Annotated in this window: 10 protein-coding genes; 7 read left to right on the top strand and 3 right to left on the bottom strand. The window is 52.7% G+C overall.

What is annotated here, in order from left to right; all coding sequences use genetic code 11:
* Positions 1-37: 37 nt before the first annotated feature.
* Entirely contained in the window at positions 38-586 is a 549-nt protein-coding gene (locus L2712_RS08155; RefSeq protein WP_081953789.1) for a TIGR04211 family SH3 domain-containing protein, read from the top strand.
* Positions 587-904: 318 nt separating this feature from the next.
* Positions 905-4084, top strand: coding sequence for a bifunctional proline dehydrogenase/L-glutamate gamma-semialdehyde dehydrogenase PutA (gene putA, locus L2712_RS08150; RefSeq protein ID WP_248977456.1), 3180 nt, complete (start codon positions 905-907; stop codon positions 4082-4084).
* Positions 4085-4202: 118 nt separating this feature from the next.
* Here putA and cydC read toward each other — a convergent pair whose 3' ends face one another.
* Positions 4203-5978 carry a heme ABC transporter ATP-binding protein/permease CydC gene (cydC, locus tag L2712_RS08145; protein ID WP_248977455.1) on the bottom strand — a complete coding sequence of 592 codons (1776 nt, stop codon included), beginning with the start codon at positions 5976-5978 and terminating at the stop codon, positions 4203-4205.
* Positions 5978-7741: a heme ABC transporter permease/ATP-binding protein CydD gene (gene cydD / locus L2712_RS08140; protein WP_248977454.1), complete on the bottom strand. Its 1764-nt coding sequence runs from the start codon at positions 7739-7741 to the stop codon at positions 5978-5980. The genes cydC and cydD overlap by 1 nt, the downstream gene beginning before the upstream one ends.
* Positions 7742-8365: 624 nt before the next feature.
* Here cydD and L2712_RS08135 point away from each other — a divergent pair.
* Positions 8366-10123: a HEPN domain-containing protein gene (locus tag L2712_RS08135; RefSeq protein ID WP_248977453.1), complete on the top strand. Its 1758-nt coding sequence runs from the start codon at positions 8366-8368 to the stop codon at positions 10121-10123.
* Positions 10124-10394: 271 nt separating this feature from the next.
* Here the strand turns inward: L2712_RS08135 and L2712_RS08130 are convergent, their stop codons facing one another.
* A complete protein-coding gene (locus tag L2712_RS08130) occupies positions 10395-12257 on the bottom strand; it encodes a sensor histidine kinase (RefSeq protein WP_248977452.1) in 1863 nt (620 codons plus the stop codon).
* 193 nt (positions 12258-12450) lie between these two features.
* Between L2712_RS08130 and L2712_RS08125 the strand changes: the two genes are divergently transcribed.
* The 4 genes from L2712_RS08125 to nrfD all read left to right on the top strand — a co-directional run bounded on the left by L2712_RS08125 (position 12451) and on the right by nrfD (position 17139).
* Entirely contained in the window at positions 12451-13038 is a 588-nt protein-coding gene (locus tag L2712_RS08125) for a response regulator transcription factor (RefSeq protein ID WP_033538706.1), read from the top strand.
* A 295-nt stretch (positions 13039-13333) separates the two neighbouring features.
* Positions 13334-15616 (top strand): thiosulfate reductase PhsA, encoded by a 2283-nt coding sequence (gene phsA / locus L2712_RS08120; RefSeq protein WP_248977451.1) that lies wholly within the window; start codon positions 13334-13336, stop codon positions 15614-15616.
* A gap of 12 nt (positions 15617-15628) precedes the next feature.
* Entirely contained in the window at positions 15629-16201 is a 573-nt protein-coding gene (locus tag L2712_RS08115) for a 4Fe-4S dicluster domain-containing protein (RefSeq protein WP_248977450.1), read from the top strand.
* The gene (gene nrfD, locus L2712_RS08110; RefSeq protein ID WP_033538709.1) at positions 16198-17139 is read left to right on the top strand and encodes an NrfD/PsrC family molybdoenzyme membrane anchor subunit; all 942 of its coding nucleotides are present in this window, start codon (positions 16198-16200) and stop codon (positions 17137-17139) included. Before L2712_RS08115 ends, nrfD begins: the two co-directional genes overlap by 4 nt.
* The last annotated feature ends 54 nt before the right edge of the window (positions 17140-17193 follow it).

The raw sequence follows: 17193 nt of genomic DNA, 5'->3' as shown, positions 1-17193 counted from the left end.
AGAACTCAAAGTGTTAAGACTCCTATCTATCCTTGCAATGATGTTGCTGTCATCGTCGCTAATGGCGGCAGAGCAAACCCGTTATATCTCAGATAACGTCTACACCTTCCTCCACGGTGGTCCAGGCACCCAATACCGCATTTTAGGCAGTGTTGAAGCCGGTCAGCCCGTCACCTACCTGGGTGAGATGCAAAATGACTACGCCAAAGTGGTTGACCACAAGGGCCGCGAAGGCTGGGTCGATAGCAAGATGCTCGAATCAAGCAAGAGCTTCCGTGTGCAGCTGCCTGAAGTACAGGCCGAACTGGACAAGGTCAAGGCCGAGCTTGAGAGCGTCACTAACGAGAGCGACAGCAGCGCGCAGCTGATACGCCAGCTACGTACACAACTGGCCAGCGCCGAAGAAGCCCTAGCCAAAGCCTCGAGCGAGCGTGACAGCGCGACTCGTGAGCTGACCAAGTTAAAAAATGATGAGCGTTTCGAGCTGATGAAGCAAGGCGGCATGATCGCCGGTATTGGTGTGTTAATCGGCGTCATCCTGGTCTATCTGCCGCGTCCCCGTCGTCGCCAGAAAAACCGCTGGTAATTCTTGCCAGAAACAAACAAGCCAGGACCCAGTTCCTGGCTTTTTACTATCCAATCCAGCTCAAATCTGGGCGCCAATTAGCTGCGCTTTTATTCGCCACAGGCCCCATAAACAGTGGCCTCACGCGCCTTCTGGCCGGATGAGATCAAACAAAGGTCACATTCGCCCACACAAGAGTGTCCCTCGTCACATTTTGGATGTATAATCGGCGCGCGAAAGGCGCCAGATTGTATACAAAAATAATACTAAACGCCTGAAAACTTACCTTTTGTTCAAGCCAAAACTGTCCCTATTTAGGTCCAGGTGGAAGTGATTACTATGTTCAAAGCAAGTGAAGTTCTGACTGGTCGTTACGACTCAGCTACCCTAGATGAGCTATTTCAAGCGATCACCAACAACTATATTGTCGACGAAGAGCAATACCTCTCTGAACTGATTAAGCTTGTTCCCTCGAGCGACGACGAGATTCAGCGCATTACCAAGCGTGCTCACGACCTGGTGCACAAGGTGCGTCAATACGACAAGAAAGGACTCATGGTCGGTATCGACGCCTTCTTGCAACAGTACAGCCTGGAGACCCAAGAAGGGATCATCCTGATGTGTCTGGCTGAGGCCCTGCTGCGTATTCCCGACGCCGCAACCGCCGACGCCCTGATCGAAGATAAACTTTCTGGCGCCAAGTGGGATGAGCACCTGAGCAAGAGTGACTCGACCCTGGTCAACGCATCGACCTGGGGCCTGATGCTCACAGGTAAGATTATCACCCTGGACAAGAGCATAGACGGCAAGCCAAGCAGCCTACTAAACCGTCTGGTCAACCGCTTGGGCGAGCCAGTGATCCGTCAAGCCATGCTGGCGGCGATGAAGATCATGGGCAAGCAGTTCGTGCTTGGCCGCACTGTGCAAGAGGCGCTGAAAAACAGCACCGACAAGCGCAAGCTGGGTTACACCCACAGCTACGACATGCTGGGCGAAGCCGCCCTGACCATGAAAGACGCGCAGAAATACTTTGAAGATTACTCCAGTGCCATCGCGGCCCTGGGCGCGCAGCAATACGATGAGAGTGAGGCGCCACGTCCGACTATCTCTATCAAGCTATCTGCGCTGCACCCTCGCTACGAGGTGGCTAACGAAGACAGAACCATGACCGAGCTGTACGACACGCTCGTCAAGCTGGTCTCACAGGCGCGTAGCCTCAATGTGGGCGTCTCTATCGATGCCGAAGAGGTTGACCGTCTCGAACTATCACTGAAACTCTTCCAGAAGCTTTATAACTCAGAAACAGCCAAGGGCTGGGGTCTGCTTGGCATAGTGGTGCAGGCTTACTCTAAGCGTGCCCTGCCTGTGCTGTGCTGGCTCACCCGCTTGGCTAAAGATCAGGGCGATGAGATCCCTGTACGCCTGGTGAAAGGTGCCTACTGGGATAGCGAGCTGAAATGGGCTCAGGTAGCTGGTGAAGGCGGCTACCCGCTGTTTACCCGCAAAGCAGGCACTGACGTGTCCTACCTGGCCTGTGCGCGCTACCTGCTGTCTGACGCCACCCGCGGCGCCATCTATCCGCAGTTTGCCAGCCACAACGCCCAGACTGTGGCCGCCATTACCGACATGGCCGGCGATCGTCTGTATGAGTTCCAGCGCCTACACGGCATGGGCGAAGAGTTATATGACACCCTGCTGGCCGAGAGCGGCGTGAGCACGGTACGTATTTACGCCCCTGTGGGTGCCCATAAAGATCTGCTGCCCTACCTGGTACGTCGCCTGCTAGAAAACGGCGCCAACACCTCGTTCGTGCACAAGCTGGTCGACCCTAAGACACCGATCGAATCTTTGGTTGTCCATCCATTGACGACCCTACAAAGCTATAAAACCCTAGCCAACAATAAAATCGTTCAGCCCATCGACATCTTCGGCGCCGAGCGTAAAAACTCCAAGGGAATCAACATGAACATCATCTCAGAATCTGAGCCTTTCTTCGCCGCACTGGATAAGTTTAAAGATCAACAGTGGTCTGCCGGCCCAATCGTCAATGGCGAAACCCTCAGCGGTGACACCATTGAGGTGAAGAGCCCTTACGACACCACACAGATCGTCGGCAAGGTTGCCTTCGCCAACAATCAGGCGGTAGAGCAGGCCCTGGCCAGCGCTCACAACGCCTTCGGCAGCTGGTGCTCAACTCCGGTTGAAGTGCGCGCCAATGCCCTGCAAAAGCTGGCAGATCTATTAGAAGAGAACCGCGAAGAGCTGATCGCCCTCTGTACCCGTGAAGCGGGTAAGAGCATTCAAGACGGCATCGATGAGGTGCGCGAAGCGGTGGACTTCTGTCGCTACTACGCGGTACAAGCCAAGAAGATGATGGGCAAGCCTGAACTACTGCCTGGCCCAACGGGTGAGCTGAACGAGCTGTTCTTGCAAGGTCGCGGCGTATTCGTCTGTATCAGCCCGTGGAACTTCCCACTGGCGATCTTCCTAGGTCAAGTCGCAGCGGCGCTAGCGGCAGGTAACACTGTGGTTGCTAAGCCTGCCGAGCAAACCTCTATCGTGGGTTACCGTGCGGTGCAGCTGGCCCATGAAGCCGGTATTCCGAAAGAAGCCCTGCAGTTCCTGCCAGGAACTGGTGCTACCGTCGGCGCGGCCATCACCGCCGATGAGCGTATAGGCGGCGTCTGCTTTACCGGCTCGACCGTGACCGCTAAGCGCATCAACCTGACACTGGCTCAGCGCGACGGTGCCATCATCCCACTGATCGCCGAAACGGGTGGTCAAAATGCCATGGTAGTGGACTCAACGTCACAGCCTGAGCAGGTGGTTAACGATGTGATCTCCTCTTCGTTCACTAGCGCCGGTCAACGTTGTTCAGCCCTGCGTGTGCTCTATCTACAGGAAGATATCGCCGAGCGCGTGATCGACGTGATGAAGGGCGCCATGGACGAACTGACCATAGGCAATCCAAACTCAGTGAAGACAGATGTAGGCCCAGTGATCGATGCGACAGCCAAGGCGAACCTGAACGCGCACATCGACCATATCAAGCAGGTGGGTCGTCTGATCAACCAGCTGGAGCTGCCAGCGGGTACCGAAAATGGTCATTTCGTGGCACCGACTGCGGTCGAGATCGACTCTATCAAGGTGCTTGAAAAAGAACACTTCGGGCCTATCCTACACGTGATCCGCTACAAGGCGGCCGACTTGCCTAAGGTGATCGACGAGATCAACTCTACCGGTTTCGGTCTGACCCTGGGCATTCACAGCCGTAACGAGGGTCACGCCCTGGAAGTGGCCGACAAGGTGAATGTGGGTAACGTCTACATCAACCGTAACCAGATCGGCGCTGTGGTTGGCGTACAGCCATTCGGCGGCCAAGGCCTGTCGGGCACAGGTCCTAAGGCGGGTGGTCCACACTACCTGAGCCGTTTCGTGACCGAGAAGACGCGCACCAACAACATCACCGCCATCGGCGGTAACGCGACCCTGCTTTCTCTGGGTGACAGCGAGGATTAATCTCGCTCGCTAAGCGCTCTCGTTAAGCGACAAACAAAAAAGCCAGTGGACAACCACTGGCTTTTTTATTACCCATCACAAGGGCTAAAAGAACTAAGGATAAGGACTAAGCAGACGCCTAACTCAATACCCGATTCAGGCTGGCATAATGGGCATCCTGGGCCAGCAGCGTTTGATGATTGCCGCTAATGCGGATCTTGCCCGCTTCCATCAGGTGGATACAGTCCATCTTCTCCATGGCCGTCAGACGATGGCTAATCATCACCATGGTCTTATCCTTGGCAAAATCGAGTAGCAGCGCCATGATCTCCCGCTCGGTGCGTTGATCCAGCCCTTCGGTCGGCTCGTCGAGCAGCAACAGCGGCGCATCGCGTAGCAGTGCCCTGGCGACCCCGATACGGCGACGTTCGCCGCCTGAGAGCTGCCTACCGCCCTCGCCTATCCAGTTATCCAGCGGCTTGTCGCCTTGGGTTAATGTTCCCAGACCGACACGCTCTAACACCTCAATTAACTTGGCATCGTTAGCCTCACGCCAGGCCTTACGCTCGGCGCGGCTGCCCTCGCTCGCCTGCTCAAACTGCGCCAGGGTGAGGTTATCGCGCAAGGTACCCGCAAACAGATAGATACGCTGACTCACGACCGTCATGGCGCGGCGCAGCGCCTGCTCGCTGTAGGCCTCAATGGGTCGGCCATCGAGTAAGAGAGTGCCCGACTCGGGCGTCCACTCCCGGGTGATAAGCGATAGCAGGCTCGACTTACCGCAGCCGGTTTGCCCTAGCAGGGCTACCTTCTCGCCCGGTTTCACCTCAAGGCTCAGTGCATCAAGCACCTTCTGGCCCGGCTGATAACCAAAACGCACATCCGCAATCGACAGTGCGCCGCGACTCGCCGACAGGCTGACCACGTCACCATAGCCAATGCTGGGGCGACGCTCGGTAATATCGCTTACCCGCTCGGCTGCCTGCACGCAGGCCGACAGGTGTTGAAACGCGCCCGCTAGCGGCATCAACATCTCGATACAGGCCAGGGTCATAAACACCACCATAGCCAACAGCGGCCCGGGCGGTACTTTATCCCCCACGCCATCGGCGGCGAGATAACAGATCAATACCAACGCCAGGCCATGGCTTAGGATCAATAACGCCTGACTCAGGGCTGTCACCGCCGTCATGGTGGACTGGCTGGCAAACAGCTTGACCTGGGCGTCATCCAGCTCGGCCCTAAAGCGCTTTTCGGCGCCAAACAGGGTCAGCTCCGCCTGACCTTGCAAGTATTCCAGCAGCAGCACCCGATACTGACGTCGGTTCTCCAATTGGGCAATTCCCGGTCTGTGACCCAGGCGATAGAAGACCAGCGGCAACAAAAACCACAGGGTCAGCAGCACGCTACACAGGGTCAGCGCCAGCTCACTATCGAACCAGGAAAGAAAACCATACAGGGCGGCAATCATCAGTAGCGAGGCCAGCAGCGGCGTTATCAGCCGCAGGTAGAGATGATCTAGGGTGTCGATATCCGCCACCAGACGATTGAGCAGATCGCCACCGCGCAGATGGCTAAGATCTTTGGCGCTCAATGGCATCAGCTTGCCCCAGGCCCAGGTTCGCAGCTCAGTCAGCAGACGGAAGGTGGCCTCATGGGTCGCCAAACGCTCACCATAGCGGCTGGCGGTGCGGGCAATAGAGAGAAAACGCACCCCACCGGCCGGCGTGAAATAGTTAAAGGCCTGAGCGGTCGCCACACTCAGTCCCGCAACAGCGGTAGCCGACAGGAACCAGCCCGACAGAGACAAGAGGCCAATACCCGCCATCAGGGTCGTCACGCTTAGCAGTAGTCCCACCAGCATCATCAGCCACTGGCGCTTAAACAGCTTGATAAAAGGCACCAGATGTTTCATTACGCCTCCTCCTGTCGATGACACAGGTCGCTAAACAGCCCGGGCTCGGCCATCAGGGTGTGATAATCCCCCTGTTGCACCAGCTTGCCGCCATCGAGCACCCAGATCTTATCCATCTCAACCAAGGCATCCAGACGATGGGTCACCAGCAGGCTAGTGGCACCGAGACGCGCATCAGTCAGTGCCTGCATTACCGCCGCCTCGCTATGGCTATCTAAGCTAGCGGTCGGCTCGTCGAGCACAAACAGCTTGGCCGACTGCCCAAGCGCCCTTGCCAGACACAGACGCTGCGCCTGACCCACTGAAACCCCGGCGCTCTGCTCCCCTATGGGGTGAGATAGCCCCTCTGGCTGCGCCCTTACAAAATCGCCGATACGGGCACTGTCCAGCAACTTATAGATGGCTTCATCCGTCATCGTCTTGCCCATGGCGACGTTGTCGCCAATGGTGCCGTGAAACAGCTGCGGCTCCTGTCCCAGCCAGGCAAGGTAACGACGATAGCTCGCCCTGCCTAAGCTGCTCAGCTCTTCGCCATTGACCAGGACACTGCCGCGATAAGATAAGAAGCCCAATAGCATGTTGAGCAGGCTGGTCTTACCCGCCCCGCTCGGCCCGACGATGGCAACCTGCTCGCCGCTGGAGATCTCAGCCGTTATCGGCCCCAGCAACACCTGGCCGTCCGGGCTTAACACCTCGGCCCCTTGCAGCTTAATGCTCAGAGGAGTTTCACTGGCAAAGGTCGTTCGCTGCGCATCAACAGCCTCATCCCCTTGGTGATTAAGCAGCTCCATCAATGCCTCGGCGGCGCCTATGGCTTGGGCCTTGGCATGATAGTGAGTGCCCATGTCACGCAGTGGCTGATAAAACTCAGGGGCCAAAATCAGTACGAACAGACCGATAAACAGGGTTAGGCCAGCACCATAATGACCAAAATCGAGATGGTCTAAAAAGCTAAAACCGAAATAGACGGCCAGCACGGCGATAGAAACGGCGGCGAAAAACTCCAGTACCGCCGAGCTGAGAAACGCCATGCGCAGCACCGCCATGGTGCGGCTACGAAACTCCTCCGAGGCATTCTCGATCGCCTGCTGCTCCCTTGCCCCTGCATGGAACAGACGAAGCGTGCCTAGCCCCCTCAGCCTATCCATGAAGTGGCCGCTGAGGCGCGACAAAGCGCCGAAGTTTTTACGGTTAGCATCGGCGGCGCCCATGCCCACCAAGATCATAAACAGAGGGATCAACGGTGCGGTCGCCAGCAGGATGATCCCAGCCGCCCAGTTGATGGGAAATACCACGGCCAATATGGTCAGGGGAATGAAGCCCGCCAGCATCATCTGCGGCAGATATTTAGCATAGAAATCATGGAGATCTTCCACCTGCTCCAGCACGATACTGGCCCAGCTCCCCGCCGGACGCCCCTTGATAAACACAGGTCCCAGCTCCACCAGCTTATCCAGTACAGTCTGACGAATACGGCTGCGCAGCAACATGCCCGCCTTGAAGCTGATGCGCTCACGCCCGTAGGCCAGCGCCGCTCGCAGCACTATCACCGCAATCAGGGCGATAAACTCGCTAGTAAAGGCTTCCCGCGGCAGGTTTTCGATGATCAAACCGTGAAGCATGGTTGCCAGCAGATAGGCCTGGGCCACCAGAGCAAAGCCGGTGAGCACGCCAAACAGGACAGTTAAATTAAGATAGGCGCCACAGGCCGATTTTTGCTGTTTAAGCCAGCGGCCGAGGACTTTTTCGAGGGTTTTATCCATTGAGCTCCGCGCGTTATCAGGCAGGATACTAAGTTCGATAGAAGAGTATCGCAGGCAATCGCACAGGAATAAACCAGTGGGTGGGGAATTGTTAGTAGGCTCACAAAAATTGAGCTAGATCAAAAAAACTGGGAACTCAGTTTTTATCGAGTTTGGTTTTTAAGGTGTCAGGTTTGTTGGGTTTTGATGGATTTCATACAGTCTTCTGGTGACTAGGTTAATGAGTGTAACCACTACCGAAATCAATCTTTGGGAGTATGCTTGAAGGTCGCACCTTCAATTTTATCTAACGCCTGCCCGGCGGGGGTTGTGCAGATACGCCTGTGAGACGCCGTGAATAAATCCCTTTAGGCTCTGCCGAAACATCCCTGTTTCGGAAGCTCACCGGCGTATCTACACCAGGTATCCAACGCCTCTTCGATTTGACTCAATATAATGTTGCTCGTCCTAGTCATCATCTCACTAACTCCAAATACCCAAAATTCAAAAAGAAACCTACAAAAATATTGTTATAAAATATAAACTTATATAATATAACCATAATTTCGCATGCTAGTTGTATTAGTTATTAATCAACATTAAGCATTCGTTCTTTCATCATTAGTGCTGTAATAGGGAAAGCCTATGAAATACAGAAATACTGAAAAATGGGATGATGTTGAAAACAGCAAAAACCTATTATTTTTCGCTCAATTATTTGATGAGCTTTTCTTTGACTTTTCTCTCGATACATACAAGCCATCATCAATGAATTCAAGCTTATTATGCGAGGAAGCACTTGATGTTCTGGACGAAATAAATAAGGGAACTATTAAAGTACCAAATTTAAAGCATGTAATAGATGAGCTTTGTGACAACCTATCTAAAGATGAAGTAGCTCAATCACTTTTATCGATAAAACTAAAACAAGTTAATTCAATTTTGCGCGACCCAAAGAGCGCACCTGAAGACAAAAAGACAGTAATAGAACTAATACTGCGTCAGATAAACTTGAAAAATTACAAAAGAAAGAATGAAGAATTATTAACTCAAGCTATTGAAGGCAAGGAAGACTTTTCTAGAATACGGTCTCTAGCAAGAACATACTCAACAACACTATTAAATTTAGGATACAGCACAGAGTACATATCAGAAACCACAAAGAAATTCTTTCATTACGAAAAAAACAGGATTCATGGAAACAATGCAATATCTGACTTCATTCAGATATTTTGCAAGAAAGCAAAGTCATATAGACTAATTTTCAAATCAAGTAATGATATTGAATTATACAGAGACTCACTCAAGAAATTTGATATAATTTTAGCAAATGACATTGATGAGTTAAAAATAAACACAACCAACCATAGATTTCATAAAAGCGATAGCGAAATGTATGTCTGCATTTCAGATGTTAAAGCTAGAGACAATTTTTCAGCCAAAAGTACAGCAGAAGTAACTCTTGAAATGTTAAGCACCATATTTGGAATTTTTCATCACAAGAAGCAATTAAACTGGACGACTGATTGCCTTATCATAAACGATACTGATTCAGAAATTAGTCGTTCACGATTGCGAACTAACGCAATGCATAAATGTATAGACCAAAAACCATCTAGAGCGGCAATGCAAGCAAATCGTTTTCTTGCAGACTTTGGTTTAGAAAAAAATTCATTTAAAATTTTTACTCGTGCCGCAGAGTTACACTCTTTAGCTCTAAAAAGCGATTCTACCGAAAATCAAATGCTAAACTTATGGATTGCATTAGAGTCAATAATTCCAGCGAGCCATAATGACGACATATCAAATATCGAGCATATAATAAAAAGCACAATACCATTTTTAAATCTTGGTTATTACCAACGACTTGTAGCAAGGTTGACAAGAGATCTTTTTCACTGGGATAGAGCAAAAGTAAAAAAGGTATTATCACAAATCGATGGAGACAACCAAACGATAAAACTTGCTAAACTTTTATCCTTACCTGAACATGAAGAAAAACGTGAAGAACTCAAAAGCTCATTCAAAGACTTTCATTTACTTACAGATAGGTTTAATTATCTTGAACACGTACATTCATCTCCCCAAAACATGTCTAATGGGTTAAAATCTCATTCTACTAGAATTGGTTGGCAAGTAAGAAGGATTTATCGTGCAAGAAATATGATTGTACATAGCGGAACAACACCAACTTATATAGAATCGCTAATAGAAAACATTCACGACTACCTAGATCATATAATTCAAAAAATAATAAACCTAGTTTGCGACTCACATAAAGTTTTAAATATAGACCAAGCATTTAAACTAACAGACATGACTTATAAGTCACTTGAAGAGACTTTATCTCAGAAGGGGCAAGTTTTTAACAGTGCCATGATAGAACAGTTATATAATCCATAAAATGTAAAATTCCCTACAAATAGGCGCTCTTAGTAAAAAATACCGCCAAATCGAAGAGACCTTAGATACGAGTGTAAGCACGCTTTTGGCTCTCGGCGGCATGGACGCCGCCGTGAAGCCCACATGGAAGTGCTCGTGGCGTGCCAAAAGAGTGCTTGCACATCCCCCGCCGGGCAGGCGTTAGGTCACAACTCAGGCTAACGCTACAACAAAGTAGCTAAATCCCGATGCAGCCAGCAACAAGGCTAATTTGCCGATTAGCCCCAACCGGCTAACTTCCCTTCTCACAAGCCCCCAACTTTCTTGGTAAAGTTAAACTCACCACGCATCCCTCCTTCCAGGGAAGATCGGCGTGATCGGCGCAATTATCTATGGTGAACTTGCCCTTGTGCTGACGCATCACGTCGCAGCAGATGGCAAGCCCCAGCCCCAGACCGTCATCCTTGGTGGAGTAGAAGGAAGCCATAAGATCCTGCGCCTTACCCTTGAGGCCGGGGCCATTATCCACCAGCTTGAGGATGACCTGTTGCTCACCATAATCAAGGCTGAGTAGCAGCCGCTTCTCCCGCTCTGAATGCATCTCGGCCATGGCATCGAGACTGTTTTTAATCAGATTCACCAGCACCTGATTCAGGCCGACGCTGTCGCCGCACAGGCGATAGGGCTCGCCCTGAACCTCCTGAGTGAGGACAACGCCCTGCTGCTGAAACTCGCGGCGAAACAGCGCCAAGGTGTTGGTGACCAGCTCATCGAGAGACAGCTCTTCATACTGGGATTTACGCCGCTGAAGCAGACCTCGAATGCGGTGCACCACGGCGCCTGCCCTAGTAGACTGGGCGTTGATCTTGGCCAGCAGCTCGTAGAGCTCTGAGTCGGCATCACCATGACGGTTAAGCTGCATCATGCCGCCTTCGCTGTATTGGGTAATGGCGGCGATAGGCTGGTTCAGCTCATGGGCCAGACCCGAGCCTATCTCGCCGAGGATCGCCGCGCTCTTCATCCGCTCTACCTGCAGCGCCTTGTCCTTAAGTTGGCGCTCGGTGTCGATCAAAAAGTCACTCTTCTGCCTGAACTTATATTCCAGCCAGAGGTGATAGACGGTCGACACCAGAAACAGCATTAGAAACGTCAGGCCCCACTCCTTGTTCTTCTCCATCCACTTCAATACCGTATGATGCAGGGGTGGCGGTGGCGCCTTGAGTTGTAACTCTTTGAACAGCTTAATCACCCTAAGCTGACTGATGGGGGCTGTCCAGCCCAGTGTCTTGGCCTGAATGGCGGCGGGATGATCCGAAGGCAAGGCAAACAGTGCCTGGGTGATCTTCTGAGTAATGGCCGAGGGCACGGTATCGGCAGCGGCAAATGACCAGTTAGGATAAAGCTGGGTACTCACCAAACACTCATAGCCCGCGGGCTTGGTGGGGTGGATCACCCGAAAATCCTCCTTGTTTACCAGCCCCTCCTCAATCATCTCCTCCAGAGTACAGAAGGGGGTGATAGCGGCATCGACGGTCGCGTCGCGCACCTGATAGACGATGGGCTCTAAGGGAAAACCCAGAAAGCGCAGCGAGGCGAAGTAGTTCTCAGGGTTGTAACCCATCTTATGCAGCAGACCTATGGCGGCCTGATAGCCCCCCAACGCCTGAGGGTCACTGGCCACCAGATGTTTGCCTTCGAGATCTTGCAGGGTATAGATCTGACTGTCGGCGCGCACGATAATGGTGGAGCCGATGGCAAAGGTGGCACCGCCATGCATGTGGCTCTTCATGGTCGCCAGCCAGGAAAGCGGAAAGTTACTACTGAGGTTTAAGTATTGGCCTGGGTTGGTGACGATAAACTGCAGCTCATGGGCCAGCAGTTGGCGGCTCATCTCATCGAAATCCACCGGCACCACCTCAAAATGGGTGCCAGGCACCTCTTGAGAAAGGTAATCCATCATGGGCTGCCAGCGCTCAATTCCCTTCTGCACCCCGTGATTAGCCAATACCCCGACTCTGAGATGGATAAGATCCGCGCGCTCTTGCTTGCCCCCTTCGGCGCTGGCACTGGAGCTCAGTAACAGGCAGGGCACAAACAGGCTCAGCCAGCCAGTGCACAGACAAGATACTAACCATTTACCTAATTGCCTTTTCATCGCGCACCCAATCACTTAATCCAAGCCCTACTCTAAGCAAGAAGTCCACGCTTTGATGTGAAGCGGTGCAAACTCCCTCTAGGGCCTCCATCAGAAAATTATCATTTAGTGATCTGTCTCAAAGGCCCAAACGCCGTTTTTGCCGCTTGCCCATCAAGGCGCTAGGCTAGATGCAACTGACTCAGGAGATCCCATGTCACAAACCCTGCCCCTCTACTTGGTCGACGATGATGAAGCGGTGCTCGATTCGCTCAGCTATATGCTGCGCCAGTTTGGCTACCAACTCACCACCTTTGTCTCTGGCCTGCACTTCTTAGAAGAGGTGGATCTGAGCCAGCCAGGCTGCGTCATCCTCGACAGCCGCATGCCAGCCATTAGCGGTCAGGCACTGCAACAGGAACTCCTGGACCAGCAAAGCCCACTTGGGATCATCTTTCTCACCGGCCATGGTGACCTGCCCATGGCGGTCAACGCCTTTCGCCAGGGCGCCTGCGACTTCTTCCAAAAACCTGTCTCGGGTCAGGCCTTGGCGGCCGCCATCGACAAGAGCATGCTCCACAGCCAGAAGGCCTTCGAGGCGCTGCAGCTGAGTCAAAACCTGGCCACCCTCAGCGAGCGTGAACATCAAGTTCTGGAACTGTTGATTCAAGGTAAAACCAACAAGCAACTTTCCGAGGCACTCTATTTATCGCTGCGCACCATAGAAGTGCACAGATCTAACGTGATGAAAAAGCTCAAGGTACACAACCTGGCCGAACTGGCAAAATACAGCCAAATCTGACACTTAAGATACACTTTCTGACTTTTCACTCGGCTCAGCCTGGCTGTTAGCCCTGGCCTTTATCACCCAGCGGTTCCCCCACCTCCTTGCCTCTAAGCGAGAGCGAAGATCACACTTTTTTTACATTCGCGCTAAAAATCGTTGCGCCAGATCACGCCACCTCAGCCTATGTGGTTTACCACAATACCCCTGTATTTCATATGGGATAACAATGGCCTCAGACCTCCTGCGGGAGGGAACAAAAACCAATAACAGTGTGTGATTTCATCTGCTCAGGCAGATGAAGGAGGAAACCATGATAGAGCTTGATAGACGAACGTTTATTAAGGGCGCCGGCGCAGGGGGTGCAAGCTGTGCGCTAGCGACATTATTACCCGGTTCTTTAGCTGCGCTGGAGCAGAAACCCTTAAAAGGGGTGGGCAAGGAAGTCGCCAGTATCTGTGAAATGTGTTCGACGCGTTGTCCCATCTCGGCACGGGTCGTCGATGACAAGAATGTATTTATTAGCGGTAATAAGGCAGCCAAATCTTTTGGCGGTAAAGTCTGCGCCCGAGGCGGCGCCGGACACAGCCTGCTGTATGATCCGCAGCGTATCGTCAAACCGCTTCGCCGGGTCGGCGAGCGCGGTGAAGGCAAATGGGAAGAGATCAGCTGGCAAGAGGCCTATAAGACGATCGCCCAGAAGCTCAATCAAATTAAGCAAGATCATGGCCCAGAGGCCGTGGCCTTCTCCTCTAAATCTGGCTCACTCTCAGGCCACCTGTTCCATTTAGCCAAGGCCTTCGGCTCACCCAATACCTTTACCCATGCCACTACCTGCCCGGGTGGTTATGTGATTGCCGCCAAGGCAATGTTTGGCACTAAGGTGAAGCGTGACTTAGGCAACTCCAAGTACATCATCAACTTCGGTCACAATCTCTATGAAGGGATCAACATGTCCGAGACTCGCGGCATGATGAAGGCCCAGATGGATAAAGGCGCCAAGTTAGTGGTATTCGAACCACGCTTCTCTGTGGTCGCCGACAAGGCCGACGAATGGTTTGCCATACGTCCGGGTACGGATGTCACAGTCGCGCTGGCCCTGTGCCATGTGCTGATTTATGACAACCTCTACGACAAAGCTTTTATCGAGCGCCACGTGGAAGGATTTGATGCCTTCGCCAAGGAAGTCAAAGCCTACACCCCAGAATGGGCCGAAGGGATCAGCGACGTGCCCGCCAAGGACATTCGCCGTATCGCCCATGAGTTTGCCGCCAAGGCGCCCCATGCCGTAGTGGACTTTGGTCACCGCGCCACCTTCACGCCAGAAGAGTTTGAGATGCGCCGCGCCCTGTTTGCCGCCAACATCTTAATCGGCAACATTGAGCGCAAGGGCGGCCTCTACCTGGGTAAGAAGGCTAAAACTTACAACAAGTTTGCCGGTGACAAGGTCGCTCCTGGTCTAGGTAAACCCGGTGTCGAAGGCATGCCTAAGCCGCAGGCCAAGCGTATCGATCAGGTAGATGAGCAGTACGCCATGATGTGGTCATCTGGCGGTATCTATCAAACCATTCTCGATGCCACATTAGAAGCCAAACCCTATCAGCTTAGAGCCTGGGTGATGAGCCGCACCAATCCGATGCAGACCATGACAGACAGAGCCTTGGTGGTTGAGACCCTGAAGAAACTCGAATTTGTGGTCAGCTGCGATGTCTATATCAGCGAAACGGCGGCCTACGCCGACATCATTCTCCCCGAATCTACCTATCTGGAACGGGACGAAGAGATTGCCGACAAGTCAGGTAAGAGTCCGGCCTACTACGTGCGCCAACGTGTGGTTGAGACCATAGGCAACACTAAGCCAAGCTGGCAGATCTTCAAAGAGCTAGGCCACGAGTTGGGGCTAGAGCAATACTTCCCATGGGAAAACATGGAAAGCCTGCAACTGCTGCAAGTCGATCGCGACGTAGCACGCTTTAATGAGATCAAGCAAAAGGGCTATGTCAGCTACGGCAAGCCATTAATGCTGCGTGAACCCGCTATGGTAGCAGCGTTCGTGAAGCAGTATCCCAACGCTAAGCCCACCGATGACGACGGCACCTATGCCAGCGCCATGAGCTTTAAGACCCCAAGCGGCAAGATAGAACTCAGCTCAGATAAGGTCGAGCAGATGGCCGCCGGACGCGGGGTGATCAAATACCGCGAGGTCAAACTCAAACAGGACAACGAACTCTACTTTATTCAGGGCAAGGTAGCGGTGCACACCAATGGCGCCACCCACAACATTCCCATGCTGGCCAACCTGATGTCTGACAACGGCGTGTGGATCCACCCTATCACAGCAGGACGCTTAGGGATCGCCAGCGGCGATAAGATCCGCCTCACCAGCAGTGTCGGCAGCGAAGAAGGTACCGCCCTGGTCACCCCGGGTATTCGTCAGGATACCGTGTTCGCCTACATGGGCTTCGGCTCTAAAAACAAAGAGCTATCCAGAGCGACCGGCAAAGGGGTTCACTGCGGTAACCTACTGCCAAACAAAACGGCGCCTATCTGCGGCATGAATATTCACACTACTGGCATCACGCTAGCGAAGATCTAATAGGAGTCCAGTATGAGTAAACGATATGTAATGGTGCACGACGAGAATCGCTGCATCGGCTGTCAGGCCTGTAGCGTCGCCTGTCGCAGCGAAAACGGCACCCCAGAAGGGGTCACCCGTCTGCAAGTGCGAGTCGAAGGCCCCTTTGGCGATGCCCCGCACCTGCACTTTAAATACAACCGCGTCTCCTGTCAGCAGTGTGAAAACGCGCCCTGTGTCACCGTCTGTCCGACAGGCGCGGCCTATGTGGGCGAAGATGGACTGGTCTCTATCAAAGAAGATAAGTGCGTCGGCTGTATGTACTGTGTGGCGGCCTGTCCCTACAAGGTACGTTTCATGAACCCTGAAACCAAGGCGGCCGACAAGTGTAACTTCTGTAAGGATACCTGCCTGGCCCGTGGCGAACTGCCAGCCTGCGTGACCGTGTGTCCCACCGATGCACTCACCTTTGGCGATGCCAACGATCCAAGCAGCGAGGTGGCCAAACTGATCAACACTAAAGCGACCTATCAGGAGAAGACCCATCTGGGTACCAAGCCCAGGGTTTATCGCATTCCAACTAAACGTGGGGGGATACAGTCATGAACAATACCTGGGGCGATATGGCGCAATATGATCCAGTCACCTGGAACTGGATTATCGCGGTCTACCTGTTTATGGCAGGCCTCTCGGCAGGCTCCATTCTGATCGGCATAGGTCTGCGTTGGTACAGCAAAGATAAGTCGGTAGAGAGTGCAATATTAAAAGCGGCGGCGATTATCAGCCCAGTTGCTATCTCTGTCGGTCTTGCCTGCTTAATATTTGATTTAACTAAGCCATTTGATTTCTGGCTTATTCTAATCAACTACAACTTGAGCTCGGTAATGTCCATAGGGGTGCTGGCTTTGTTAGCTTACTCACCCATAGGGATCGCCTACTCCTTAATTGTGTTGCGAGATGAGCTGCCTAAGTGGAAACTGGGCTTCCTAGTGCCAGTGGCACACGCCTTAATGCCATTTAGAAAGGCGATGGAAGTGGTGTTATTTGTGCTCGCCATTGGTGTCGGTGCCTATACAGGCTTCCTCATCTCGGCGATGAACGCCTACCCTATGTTAAACACGGCTGTGCTACCGGCACTCTTTTTGGTATCGGGTCTGTCTGCAGGCGCCGCAGCCAACGCCGTTGGCGCGCTGCTGATGTTTAACACTCACCCCCATGATGCGAATCTGGGCAAGATGCACGGCCTGGAACTGCCCGTGATGCTAAGCGAGATCATGTTCCTGTTCATGCTGTTCTGTGCCCTCTACTTCAAGGGCGGTGCAGCTGCAGCGGCGCTGGCGTCACTCACTACAGGTGTGTGGGCAAGTGTCTTCTGGGTCGGTGTGGTCGGTATCGGTTTTGCCATCCCACTGCTCACCATGCTGATGCCATCACAGACGCGCCACAGCAAGGGCGTGATGATCGCAGTAGCTTGCTGTAGCCTCACCGGGGTGCTGGCGCTGAGACACTTTGTGCTCTACGCGGGTCAGAGCTATATCAGCTAAGGAAGTTGCGAAATTCATCTCCACTAACGCAAAAAGCCCAGCAGATGCTGGGCT

This window comes from Shewanella marisflavi, assembly GCF_023283925.1.
In the GTDB taxonomy this organism is placed as follows: domain Bacteria; phylum Pseudomonadota; class Gammaproteobacteria; order Enterobacterales; family Shewanellaceae; genus Shewanella; species Shewanella marisflavi.
The sequence above is the reverse complement of the archived record's forward strand: the minus strand, read 5'-3'. Positions and strand labels throughout refer to the sequence as shown.

Excerpts from the sequence above, each read along its gene's own strand:
- L2712_RS08135 (WP_248977453.1), top strand. The coding sequence starts at position 8,366 with ATGAAATACAGAAATACTGAAAAATGGGATGATGTTGAAAACAGCAAA.
- cydC (WP_248977455.1), bottom strand. The coding sequence starts at position 5,978 with ATGAAACATCTGGTGCCTTTTATCAAGCTGTTTAAGCGCCAGTGGCTG.
- L2712_RS08155 (WP_081953789.1), top strand. The coding sequence starts at position 38 with ATGATGTTGCTGTCATCGTCGCTAATGGCGGCAGAGCAAACCCGTTAT.
- L2712_RS08125 (WP_033538706.1), top strand. The coding sequence starts at position 12,451 with ATGTCACAAACCCTGCCCCTCTACTTGGTCGACGATGATGAAGCGGTG.
- L2712_RS08130 (WP_248977452.1), bottom strand. The coding sequence starts at position 12,257 with ATGAAAAGGCAATTAGGTAAATGGTTAGTATCTTGTCTGTGCACTGGC.
- putA (WP_248977456.1), top strand. The coding sequence starts at position 905 with ATGTTCAAAGCAAGTGAAGTTCTGACTGGTCGTTACGACTCAGCTACC.
- nrfD (WP_033538709.1), top strand. The coding sequence starts at position 16,198 with ATGAACAATACCTGGGGCGATATGGCGCAATATGATCCAGTCACCTGG.
- L2712_RS08115 (WP_248977450.1), top strand. The coding sequence starts at position 15,629 with ATGAGTAAACGATATGTAATGGTGCACGACGAGAATCGCTGCATCGGC.
- cydD (WP_248977454.1), bottom strand. The coding sequence starts at position 7,741 with ATGGATAAAACCCTCGAAAAAGTCCTCGGCCGCTGGCTTAAACAGCAA.
- phsA (WP_248977451.1), top strand. The coding sequence starts at position 13,334 with ATGATAGAGCTTGATAGACGAACGTTTATTAAGGGCGCCGGCGCAGGG.